Source organism: Dokdonella sp., assembly GCF_036518555.1.
GTDB lineage: Bacteria > Pseudomonadota > Gammaproteobacteria > Xanthomonadales > Rhodanobacteraceae > Dokdonella_A.
Map to the genome: position 1 here is coordinate 21,912 of NZ_DATDMY010000335.1, position 10,575 is coordinate 32,486.

The window sequence follows — 10,575 nt, forward strand, 5'->3', positions numbered from 1 at the left end:
GTTCATGCTGGAGCACGGCGCGCTCGCCTACGGTGCATCCATCGTACGACGAGGCCTTCGATGTGGACCCACGGCACCTACCCGGCAGTGATCCATCGACGACGCTGAAGAGTCCCGCGACGCTGCATACACGCCCGCCGTTTCCGGTGCAGGCGCAGCCGTGGCCGGGCCTCGCCTCGAAGATGGAGCCGCGACCTGACCATGGCGAGTCGAGCTACGTCGGACGCGGGCGATTGAGCGGACGCAAGGCGCTTATCACTGGCGGCGACTCCGGCATCGGGCGCGCCGTCGCGATCGCGTTCGCGCGCGAAGGTGCGGATGTCGCGCTTTCGTATCTCGAGGCGGAAGAACCGGATGCGCAGGACGTCGCGACCTTGATCCGCGCCGCTGGCCGCCGCGTGGCGTGCCTGCCGGGCGACATCCGCGACGAGGCCTTCTGCCAGCAGCTCGTCGCGCGCGCCAACGAGGAACTCGGCGGACTCGACCTGCTCGTCAACAATGCGGGGCGCCAGCAAAGCGCGGAGTCGATCCTCGACATTTCCACCGAGGCATTCGACTGGACCTTCAAGACCAATGTCTACGCGATGTTCTGGATCACGAAGGCGGCGATCGCATGCATGCCTCCGGGCGCGGGCATCATCAACACGGCGTCGGTCAACGCGTACGACCCGTCGGCGCACCTGCTCGATTACGCGATGACGAAGGCCGCGATCGCGAACTTCACCAAGGCACTCGCCAAGCAGCTCGCGCGGCACGGCATCCGCGTCAATGCCGTCGCGCCCGGCCCGTTCTGGACCGCCCTGCAGGTCTGCGGCGGCCAGACGCGCGAACGCCTCAAGGAGTTCGGTGCCGACACGCCGCTCGGCCGTCCCGGCCAGCCCGCGGAAATCGCCGCCGTCTACGTCGCCCTCGCCGCCAATGACGCCTCGTACGTGACAGGACAGGTCTACGGCGCATCCGGCGGCGACGGCAATCCCTGATCGATCGAGGACCACGCCATGACCCATCGCGACCGCAAGGACCTCCCGCCCGCCACCGGAACGGCGCGCACCCCAGCGGCGGAATCGGAGCACGAGCGCGCAGCGCGCAAGGCGCACGAGAGCCATGCGCTCGACGAAGCGCTGCAGGAGACGTTCCCGACGAGCGATCCGGTATCGCCGTTCGTGCCCGCGCTGCGCTCGAGCGACGAACCTGCACCCGATCATGCGGCGCGCTGCGCGCATCCGGCGTGCACGTGCGACGTGGCGCCACCCGACCGATGGTGTTCGAACGCGTGCCGAGATCGACGACAGGGTTACGCCGTCGCGCATGAGACCTGCGGCTGCGGCCATGCATCGTGCCGCCACGCGAACGCCGCGGCGTCGGCCGCATGAGCGCGTCGAACCATGCGTATCGTCGGGACAGGCACGATCGTCGGCGAAACCGTGGCTGCAGGCATCCCGCTGCGACGCGGTCGCGTCGTGCTGCTCACCGAGGCGGGCCGCGACGTCGACCATCATGAGACGGCAACGCAACGCCACATCGGGCGCGAAGTCGCGGCACTGCTCGGCTATGCGTTCGCAGGGGAACACGAGGGTGGCGTGCTGGCATGGCCGACCTACGCGGTGCCGCTGCAGACGCTGCTCGCGCGCGAGGCGGACGCGCTCGGCATCCGCAACGAGGGCGACCTGCTCGGCGGCGTCGTACCGCATGCATTCGTCGCCGGCAAGGCGATCACGCACGGCATCCTGTCGCGCGACGCCGCAGCGCCGGAGGCATGGTCGATCGACCTCGCGCGCGACCTCGACGGCGCCGTGCTCGAAGGCTACGCCGCGTTCTCGCGCTCCGATGCGCGCGTCGCCGCCGCTCGCCTGCTCCAACGCGGACCGATCCGCCTGAAGGCGGCCGTCGCGCGCGGCGGCCACGGCCAGGCCGTATGCGCGACGCTGGACCATTTCGACACGGCCGCACTCGCGATCGCCGACGACGAGCTCGCGCGGCACGGCGTCGTCGTCGAACGCAACCTCGCGGATGCGAGCACGTACAGCATCGGCACCACGCGCGTCGGCGCATCGAGGATCAGCTACTTCGGTCGCCAGCGCACCGTCATCGACCACCTCGGCCGCGAAGTCTACGGCGGCAGCGATCTCGTCGCGGTGCGCGGCGATTTCCGCGCCCTGTCCTCGCTGGGCATGCCCGCCGTGGTCGCCACCGCGCTGGCCAAGGCGCTCCACTACGACGCGGCCGTCGCCGCGGCGTACCCGCTCTTCTACGCGTCGCGGCGCAACTACGATGTCGTGCACGGCTTCGACATCGACGGTTTCGCGCACATCGGCGTGCTGGAGCAGTCCTGGCGGATCGGTGGCGCGACTCCGGCCGAACTGCTCGCGCTGCGCGCGTTCGCCGCCGATCCGTACCTCGCCTCCATCCGCGTGGCGACGCATGAGGCATACGGGAACCCGACGCCACCCGCGGACGCGATCGTCTATTTCGAAGACAGCGCGATGCGATTCGGCGGGCTCGTCAAGTACGCGCAGGCGAAAACCGATGGATATCCGCCTTGACCGCGTCCGCATCGACGTAGCCGGCGAATCGATGCCGGGTGCGATGCTCATGCCGGCGCGCGAGCTGCCTGGCGTGCTGTTCGTGCACGGCTGGGGCGGCAGCCAGATCCAGGACCTCGCGCGCGCGCGGGAAGCGGCGGGGCTCGGCTGCGTCTGCGTCACGTTCGACCTGCGTGGGCATGGCACGCGCGAGGTCTCCGCCACGGTCAGCCGCGCGCAGAACTTCGCCGACCTCGTCGCCGCGTACGACTGGATGGCTGCGCGTCCGACCGTGGACCGCGAAGCGCTCGCGGTCGTCGGCGTCAGCTACGGCGGCTACCTCGCCGCCCTGCTCAGCGCGGAGCGGCCCGTGCGCTGGCTCGCGCTGCGCTCGCCTGCGCTGTACAAGGACGCGGGATGGGATCTGCCCAAGCTCTCGCTGCACGCCGATCCCGACCTTCCCGCGTGGCGCGGGCGACGCATCGAGGCGCGCGACAACCGCGCACTGCGCGCGTGCGAAGCGTACCGCGGCGACGTGCTGCTCGTGGAAGCCGAGCACGACCGCATCATCCCGCACGCGGTCATCGAGAACTACGTCGCGGCCTTCACCCGCGCACATTCGCTCACTGCACGCCTCGTCGCCGACGCGGACCACGCGTTCTCGAGCAAGACGATGCAAGCCGAGTACACAGGCCTGCTGATCAAATGGCTCACCGAGATGATCGCAGGTGCCCGTGCCAGCGCGGCCGCCCGCACGGTGGAGAGCCACAAGCGCGACATCGCGCGCGCGCCGTCCCGGCAGTAGCCCATCAGGGGCCACGACGGACGCCCGGGCCGGCGAAGGCCGCCGCACTCGCCGCGCGGCGCCGGCGCGTCGGCCGCTCGCGCTAGGAACGCGGTTCGCGACGCAGATAGCGCAGCAGTGCGCGTTCCGCGCGACTCAGGCCGCGGTCCGCGCGACGGATGCGACGGAACGCACCGAGTGCGCGCGACCACCGATCGTCATCGTCGACGGCAATGAGCACCGCGGGGTGCACGTAGGTGGTGCGACAGACCGTGGGCGTGTTGCCCAGCTCGCCGGCAGCGAGTGCGATCGCGGCCTGCAGCGAGGCGGGCGCGTCGCCGCTGCCGAAGAGCGCATCGGCGACGATCACGCTCGCCGCCCACGTGCGGAAGTCCTTCGCGGTGTAGTCGTCGCCCATGACCGCGCGCAGGTAGGCGTTCACGTCGCCGGACGACACCCGATGGCGCCGTCCTCCGTCGACGTACTGGAAGAGATACTGACCGGGCAGGTCCTGGCATCTGCGGATCGTGCGCGCCAAACGCGGATCCTGCAGCAGACGTTCGTGATGCTGCCCCGACTTGCCCCGGAATGCGAGGCGCACGCGATCGCCGCGCACGCGAACGTGGCGATTGCGCAGCGTACTCACGCCGAAGGAGCCGTTCGCCTTCGCGTACTCCTCGTTGCCGATGCGCATGCGCGTGCGGTCGAGCAGGCGCACGATCGCGGCGAGCACGCGCTCGCGCACGAGGCCGTTCGCGCGCAGGTCACGCGCGACGCGACGACGCAAGGCCGGAAGACGCGTAGCGAACTCGATCGTGCGCTGGAATTTCACGCTGTCGCGCTGCGCGCGCCATCGGGGGTGGTAGCGGTACTGCTTGCGACCACGGGCGTCGCGCGCCGTCGCCTGCAGGTGTCCGCGTGGATCACGGCATATCCAGACGTCGCGGTACGCGGGCGGGATCGCGAGCGCGCGGATCCGCGCCAGCGTCCGCTCGTCGGTCACGCGCCGACCGCGCGCGTCGACGTAGGCGAAGCCGTCGCCGCTGCGACGGCGACGAAGGCCGGCCTGCGTATCGGCCACGTAGACGAGGCGGCCCCTTGGCCATTCGAACGGCGTGCGTCGAGGCGATCCCATGGTCGGCGCATTCCTGCACGAGCCGCATGAATGCGCACCCACCGGACGCCATCGCCGGCTGAACGTCGCCGGAGCGGTTCACCTGCCGCTTCAACGCGGCAGCGCACGCTGCTCCGCGATCGCCGCACGTCGCGGCGCCCGACGAGGAGACAATGATGAAGATGAAAAGCACGAGTGCGTGGACACTGTCGCTGCTGCTCGTGGCCGGAGCCTGCGCCGCACAGGTTTCGCCGAGCAACCCTCCCGCGACGAACGCGAACGACGAGCCTACGCGCGGCGCCGCGATGACGTCCGACGCGTCCTGGGACGGGAAGGACACGAACAAGGACGGCTACATCACGAAGGAAGAGCTCAAGGGCGACCCGGCCTTGCTGACCCATTTCGATGCGATCGACACCGATCACGACATGAAGCTTTCTCCGGCGGAATGGAAGGCATGGGGCCATGGCGAAGCAGGCAGGCGTTGACCCGAGCGCGGGGACCGCGCCTGCCGGTTCCCGCGCCGCCGAAGCGACGCGACGCAGCGCGTCGCTCGGTCTGCCGACACCCGTCGACGACGACTGGCAGCGCGTGCAGGAGCGGATCGATCGCATCGTGCACCCGTGCGCGGCCGGACCGGCGCAACCGGTGGGTCCGCCATCTCGCATCCGCGCAGACGATGGCACGGATGACGGCCGGTCGGCGCGCCTAGCGAACGAGGACGGGCGCGCGTCGAAAAAGGGATCGCCCGAACGCGCGGCGCCGACGGCGCGCCATGCCACCCGCGGCGCGGATGGACCGAACGCCGAGCGACGCGGATGATGCGGAAGCGGAATTCGATCACGCAATGCGGCCGTCGCAGGCGACGACGCGTCAGGTCTCGAGCAGGCGCTGCGACGCCGCGAGGTCGAGCCATTCGCGCCCTGCGACGAGACGGTAGCAAGGCAGCTCGGCGCGCTCGAGCGCGTCGACGAGGTTGGAGGCAAGCCGAATCGCGCGCCGCTCGCCGATACCGAAGTCCACGTAGCCGTCGTACCACTGATAGCCCGCCGGGGAACGCGCCGAAGGTTCGATGCGCAATGCGCCCGCATCGGGGACCGGACGAAATCCGGCCACGAATGCATCGACCGCATCGGCGGCCTCGCCATCCGCTTCGAACACGAGCACCTGCTGCCAGCCCGCAGTCGGATTCATGACGACGCTCATGGGCGAGTCTCCAGAGCTTCGAAGATCCGACCATAGCCCTCGAACCGTTAAGAGGGCGTGATGAGCATGCGTGGCGTTCGCGCACGCGTCGCCGTTTCCCGGCATGAGGGATTCCACCGATCGCGAACGCGTCGCGCCTACGCCCGCATCGCCACTGCCGGCCAGCGGCAACGATGCTCAGCGTGACGCCGTCCGTGCCCGTGCCAGTACCTCGTCGAGTGCCTGCAGCGCGCGCGGCGAGCCGGACTGCCCGAGCCAGAACAGCGCCTGCTTCTTCGCGTCGCGCGGATAACTGCCACGCAGGATCGCGATGAGCGCATCCTCGGCCTTGTCGTCGCCGAGCTGCGACAACGCAAACACGGCCTGCTCGCGCACGTCCGCCGACGTGTCGCCGGCGACCGCGGCCGTGATGTCCGCCGCCGCGCGCGGATCGCCCATCTGCGCCATCCAGAACAGCGCCTGGCTGCGCACGTGGTCGCTGCGGTCACTGTGCGAGATCGCGAGGATGCGTGCATAGGCGTCGACGCCGGAAGCCTGTGACAACGCGAAGATCGCGTGTTCGCGCAGATCCGGGTCGGCGTCGGTCGTCGCGACGCGCTCGACGATCGCGGCACCGTCCGCACCGCGCGCCTGGCCGAGCCAGAACAGCGCCTGTTCGCGCGTTTCTTCGGCGTGCTTGGGCTCGGCCAGTGCCGCGAGTGCGCGCGTCGCCGAGGGCTCGGCGTGGTAGGCGATCGCGGCGAGCGCGGAATCGATGTCCGCCTTGGCCGAGCGCGGCTCGGCCGCCCATGCCGCGAGCAGCTCGACGCTGCGCGCGGGTTCGACCGCGTCGATCTCGCGGATCGGCTTCGCCGTGCGCACCGGGCACGAGGCGCCGACCGCGCGCACGTCGTCGATGCGGCCGTGCACGATGCGCGCGTACACGGCGAGTTCGGTGTCGTGGCGTGGATCGCCGTCGCTCGTGCCGAACACGCCGATGCGCGCGTCGAGATCGCAGCCGACATCGAGCGGCACGCCGCGTTTTACACCATAGCAGCACGGCGCACGCGCGCCGTCCACGAGCGGAACGCGCCAGCCGACCCAACCGTCGTCGTGCGCGACCTCCGCGGCGAAATCGGCCGCGATCGCCAGCGTCGCGTGCGCGCCGAGCGCAGCCAGCATGCACAGCAGCAAGGTCCTGGTCATGGCTTGTCCGCCTTGTCGAGTTCGGATTCGATCGCGTCGATCGCGGCGTCGTCGCCCATCGTCGTGAGCGTGCGCAGCAGCGCCTTCTTCTCGTCGACCGTCCTCGCGTTGCGGTACAGCGCGAGCACGGCCTCGCTGTCGTCGGCGACGAGCAGGCCTTGCAGCACCGCGTCGCGCAGCGCGGGCGTGTTCGCGCTCGCGTACAGCTTGCGCAGCTCCGTGGCACCGCCGCGGTCGCCGGCGACACCGAGCGCGTGCAGCGCGGCGATGCGGACCTCCTCGGGCTGCTTCGCGTCCGTCGCGATCGCTGCAAGGGCGCTGCTGTTGCCGGCGACACCGAGCGCTTCGACGATCGCGCGCCGGTTCGGCAGATCCTGCGTGACGTCGTAGAGCTGCTTGAGCTCGGCCGAGGCGTCGAGTGCGCCGAGCGTCTGGATCGCGTGTGCGCGCACGGCTGGGTCCGCCTCGTCGCGGGCGGCGGCGAGCACGAGGTCCTTGCGGTCGGCGACGAGGTAGGCGTCGAGGATCTGCCGCTTCTCGCGTGCATCCTTGCTGCCGGCGTAAAGCTCGCGCAAGCGCTCGATCGCGCGGTCCTCGCCGCTCACGCCGAGGATGCGCACGGCTTCCTCGCGCAACTCCGGATCGCTCGCGCCCTTCGCCGCCTCGACCACGTCGTCGAGGCCGTGGCTGTCGTCGAGCTGGCTCATCACGAACAACGCGCGTTTCTTCAGCTTGACCGAGTACGGGCCCTTGAGCACTTTCTTGAGCAGCGGCATCGCCCGCTCGGCCGGCGCGCTCATGAGGCCTTCGAGCGCGACCTCGGCGAGTTCCTCGTTGCCGATGTCGGCCACGACCGGCTTTGCGGTCGCCGGCGTGGCCTGTTGCACGAGCGCGTCGGCGTCCTTGCTCCATCGGCTCTGCGGGAATTCCCGCCGCAGCCTGTCGAGCACGCTCTTCGCTTCATTCGAGCGCTTGGCCTGCACGAGTGCGTACGCTTCCCAGTACAACGCGGCGTCGGCGCTCCGAGGCTCCTTTTCGCGCAGCAGCCCCTCGAGCTCGGTGAAGCGCTTGAGCGCGGTGCTCCAGTCCGATTTCTTCAACGCGGCCTGGCCCTGCCAGTACAGCCGGTTCGACGCCGTGTCGGTGGGCGCCATGTCGCCCTCATTCGCGGCGAACGCGGCGTTCGCGGCGAGCGCGACGGCAGCGGCGAGCAGGCGGACGGTGATCGTTTTCATGCGGGGCATGCTCCGTTGGTGTCTTACGTACGGCGTTCGCCGTTGCGGTCGAGGCGGGCCTGCGTCGCGCGCACCTGGAACAACAGGTCGGTCGAGCGAAGGTAGTCGCGCAGGCCTTCATTGCCTTTGACGGGCGTCGGCGCGGACTGGTTAGCGAGCGAGATCAGCACGGGTTCGAGCTGGCGCAGGAAGTCGGCGAGCTGGCCGTTGCCGGCACGAGCCGCCGCGCGTGCGTACAGACGATTCGCGTCGACGAGCGAAGCGGCGAGTTCGCGGTTGCCGTCGAGCAGCTCGCTGCTCTCGCTGTTGCTCGCGGTCAGCAGCACGCCTTCAGTCGCGCGCAGGTGCGCGGCGACGTAGGCGTCGAGCACGCGCATCGCGGTCGCGTCCGCGCGCGCCTGCGCGACGTCGTCGGGCACCGGCGCACTCTGCCGTCCCGCGTAGAACGCGACGCCGGCGACGAGTGCGACCGCGAACGCGCCAGCCCAGGCAAGGTGCGGCGGATCGAGCCGGTCGCGCATGCGCGCAAACCACGACGCGCGCTGCGCGCGGCCAACGAGCCGCGGTTCGAGCGCGCGCCACAGGCGCTTCTCGAATCCGCCGTCGGCGACCGGAACGGGCAGCGCGTCGATCTCGCCGAGCACGCGCAGTACCGCGTCGCGACGCGCACGCAGCTCCGCGGACGCCGCGAGCGCCGCGTCGATGCGCGCGAACTCGCCGGCCTCGAGGCCGTCGCGGTAATGGTGCAGGATGAGGTCCTCGTCGCTGATCGTGTGCATGGCTTCACCCGCTGGGTTCGAGCACGGCGCGCAACTTGCGCACCGCGCGGAAGATCGCCTGCTTGCAGGCACCGACATTGAGCGACAGCGCCGCCGAGATGTCCTCGAGCGACTGGCCCTCGTGATGGCGCAGCACGAACGCGCTGCGCTCGAGCACGCTCATGCGGGCGAGCTCGCTCTCGATGCCGCGGCGCAGCTCGGCGCTGCGCGCGAGCCGCTCGGGCCCGGGCGCCGCCTCGAGGGCGCGGGACAGCAGGTCCTCGCCGTCCTCGCCTTCGGGCAACGCGGCCTCGACGCGCCCGCGCCGGCGCATCTGCTCGAGCGCGGCATTCACGCCGATGCGATGCAGCCAGGTCGAGAACGCGGCACGACCGTCGAAATCGCCGAGGTGCCTCCAGGCATTGAAGAATGCTTCCTGCACCGCATCTTCGGCGATGGCCCTGTCGCCGGTGATGCGCGCGCAGACGCGGAACAGCGTGCCCGCGTGCGCTTCGACGAGGCGTCGAAACGCGGCGGTATCCCCTGCTCCTGCGCGCGCGACCCAGCGCGTTTCGTCGTCGGCCATGCCGCATAGGATGCGCGATCGGCGCCAGCGGTTAGCACGTCCCTGGGCTGGCCCGATCGGGGTGGCGAACGGCAACCCCGCGGCCGGGCCGGGCGCGTTCGACCCATGCGATCCGACCCGGATCGTGACGATTCCGGTCCCTATGCCGTACGCTCGGCCAATGGGGGACGAAAGAACCGACGAGGCCTTGATGCTCGCATACGCCGGAGGCGACCTGCTCGCCTTCGAGACGCTCTATCGGCGCCACCGCGGCACGCTGTACCGCTTCCTGCTGCGCAGCCTGCGCCATCGCGCCGACGCGGACGAGCTGTTCCAGGAGACCTGGAGCCGGCTCGTCGCCGCGCGCGAGCGTTACCGCGTCGAGGCGAAATTCACGACCTGGCTGCTGCAGATCGCGCACAACCTCGTCATCGACCGCTTCCGCCGCCAGCGCCCGCAGGCGTCGCCGGAGGAGACCGAAACGGTGCTGCGCAACCTCGACGCGCCCGACGCGGACCAGCCCGAGCGCGCGCTGAGCGAGTTCGAGCAGCGCCGTCGGCTGCAACTCGCGCTCGAAGACTTGCCCGACGAGCAGCGTGTCGCGTTCCTGCTCCGCGTCGAAGGCGGCCTCGGCCTCGAGGAGATCGGCGAGATCACCGGCGCGGGTCGCGAAACGGTGAAGTCGCGCCTGCGCTACGCGCTCGCGCGCATCCGCGCGAGGTTCCAGCCATGAGCCTGCCGCGCGACCCGGACCGGGACCTCGACCGGCTGCTCGCCGAGGATGGCGGCGAACTTGCCGCACTGTACCGGCGCCTGCCGAAGGCGGAGCCGCCGCGCCGCCTCGATCGCAGCGTCCTCGGCGCGGCCGCGCGAGCCGTTCACGGGCATACGCCGCGCCGGCAGCGCTGGCTGCTCGGCGTCGGATCCGCTGCGGGCATCGTGCTGGCCGCGGGCATCGCCTGGCACGTCGGCCAGGACGCCGTGCGGCGCGAATCGCAGGGCGAGATGACCGAGCTCGGCGCTCCCACCACGTCGTCGCAGAACCGCAATTACGTACCCATCCAGCCGCTCAGCGAACCGGCCCCGCGGCACGCTCCGCCGCCGTCGTCGCAGGATGCCGCCGCCCTCGCGCCAGCGGCGGCTCCGCAGCCGGCGAAGCCCGCGCCGCGCAAGGCCGAAGCACGCCCGAAGGACCTCGTGCGGGCG

At 70.7% G+C, this 10,575-nt stretch carries 12 protein-coding genes and 1 pseudogene; 7 read left to right on the forward strand and 6 right to left on the reverse strand.

Annotated features, from left to right (window positions below):
- Positions 1-62 precede the first annotated feature (62 nt).
- From VI238_RS17890 to VI238_RS17905, 4 genes are read left to right on the forward strand one after another with little or no spacing between them, the layout of a single operon-like run.
- On the forward strand, positions 63-980 hold the full coding sequence (locus tag VI238_RS17890; RefSeq protein ID WP_414650085.1) for an SDR family oxidoreductase: 918 nt from the start codon (positions 63-65) through the stop codon (positions 978-980).
- 18 nt (positions 981-998) lie between these two features.
- Positions 999-1,373, forward strand: coding sequence for a hypothetical protein (locus VI238_RS17895; RefSeq protein WP_331653824.1), 375 nt, complete (start codon positions 999-1,001; stop codon positions 1,371-1,373).
- A 12-nt stretch (positions 1,374-1,385) separates the two neighbouring features.
- Complete coding sequence (locus tag VI238_RS17900) at positions 1,386-2,543, forward strand: DUF3182 family protein (protein WP_331653825.1); 1,158 nt, start codon at positions 1,386-1,388, stop codon at positions 2,541-2,543.
- Complete coding sequence (locus VI238_RS17905; protein ID WP_331653826.1) at positions 2,527-3,327, forward strand: alpha/beta hydrolase family protein; 801 nt, start codon at positions 2,527-2,529, stop codon at positions 3,325-3,327. Before VI238_RS17900 ends, VI238_RS17905 begins: the two co-directional genes overlap by 17 nt.
- Before the next feature lie 82 nt (positions 3,328-3,409).
- Here the strand turns inward: VI238_RS17905 and VI238_RS17910 are convergent, their stop codons facing one another.
- Positions 3,410-4,441: a DNA topoisomerase IB gene (locus VI238_RS17910; protein WP_331653827.1), complete on the reverse strand. Its 1,032-nt coding sequence runs from the start codon at positions 4,439-4,441 to the stop codon at positions 3,410-3,412.
- Between the two features lie 155 nt (positions 4,442-4,596).
- On the opposite strand from VI238_RS17910, the gene VI238_RS17915 reads away from it, so the two are divergent.
- Positions 4,597-4,908 (forward strand): hypothetical protein, encoded by a 312-nt coding sequence (locus VI238_RS17915; protein ID WP_331653828.1) that lies wholly within the window; start codon positions 4,597-4,599, stop codon positions 4,906-4,908.
- A gap of 385 nt (positions 4,909-5,293) precedes the next feature.
- Here the strand turns inward: VI238_RS17915 and VI238_RS17920 are convergent, their stop codons facing one another.
- The 5 genes from VI238_RS17920 to VI238_RS17940 form a co-directional block, all read right to left on the reverse strand.
- Complete coding sequence (locus tag VI238_RS17920; protein ID WP_331653829.1) at positions 5,294-5,626, reverse strand: hypothetical protein; 333 nt, start codon at positions 5,624-5,626, stop codon at positions 5,294-5,296.
- A 177-nt stretch (positions 5,627-5,803) separates the two neighbouring features.
- The gene (locus VI238_RS17925; RefSeq protein WP_331653830.1) at positions 5,804-6,811 is read right to left on the reverse strand and encodes a HEAT repeat domain-containing protein; all 1,008 of its coding nucleotides are present in this window, start codon (positions 6,809-6,811) and stop codon (positions 5,804-5,806) included.
- The gene (locus VI238_RS17930) at positions 6,808-8,046 is read right to left on the reverse strand and encodes a HEAT repeat domain-containing protein (protein WP_331653831.1); all 1,239 of its coding nucleotides are present in this window, start codon (positions 8,044-8,046) and stop codon (positions 6,808-6,810) included. Before VI238_RS17930 ends, VI238_RS17925 begins: the two co-directional genes overlap by 4 nt.
- Positions 8,047-8,069: 23 nt before the next feature.
- Complete coding sequence (locus tag VI238_RS17935) at positions 8,070-8,825, reverse strand: hypothetical protein (RefSeq protein WP_331653832.1); 756 nt, start codon at positions 8,823-8,825, stop codon at positions 8,070-8,072.
- Positions 8,826-8,829: 4 nt separating this feature from the next.
- Positions 8,830-9,390, reverse strand: a complete 561-nt coding sequence (locus VI238_RS17940; RefSeq protein WP_331653833.1) for an RNA polymerase sigma factor — start codon at positions 9,388-9,390, stop codon at positions 8,830-8,832.
- A gap of 160 nt (positions 9,391-9,550) precedes the next feature.
- Between VI238_RS17940 and VI238_RS17945 the strand changes: the two genes are divergently transcribed.
- Together VI238_RS17945 and VI238_RS17950 are read left to right on the forward strand one after the other, a co-directional pair.
- Positions 9,551-10,102, forward strand: a complete 552-nt coding sequence (locus VI238_RS17945) for an RNA polymerase sigma factor (protein ID WP_331653834.1) — start codon at positions 9,551-9,553, stop codon at positions 10,100-10,102.
- Positions 10,099-10,575, forward strand: a pseudogene (locus VI238_RS17950) (hypothetical protein); the annotation flags it as partial. The gene VI238_RS17945 and the pseudogene VI238_RS17950, both read left to right, overlap by 4 nt.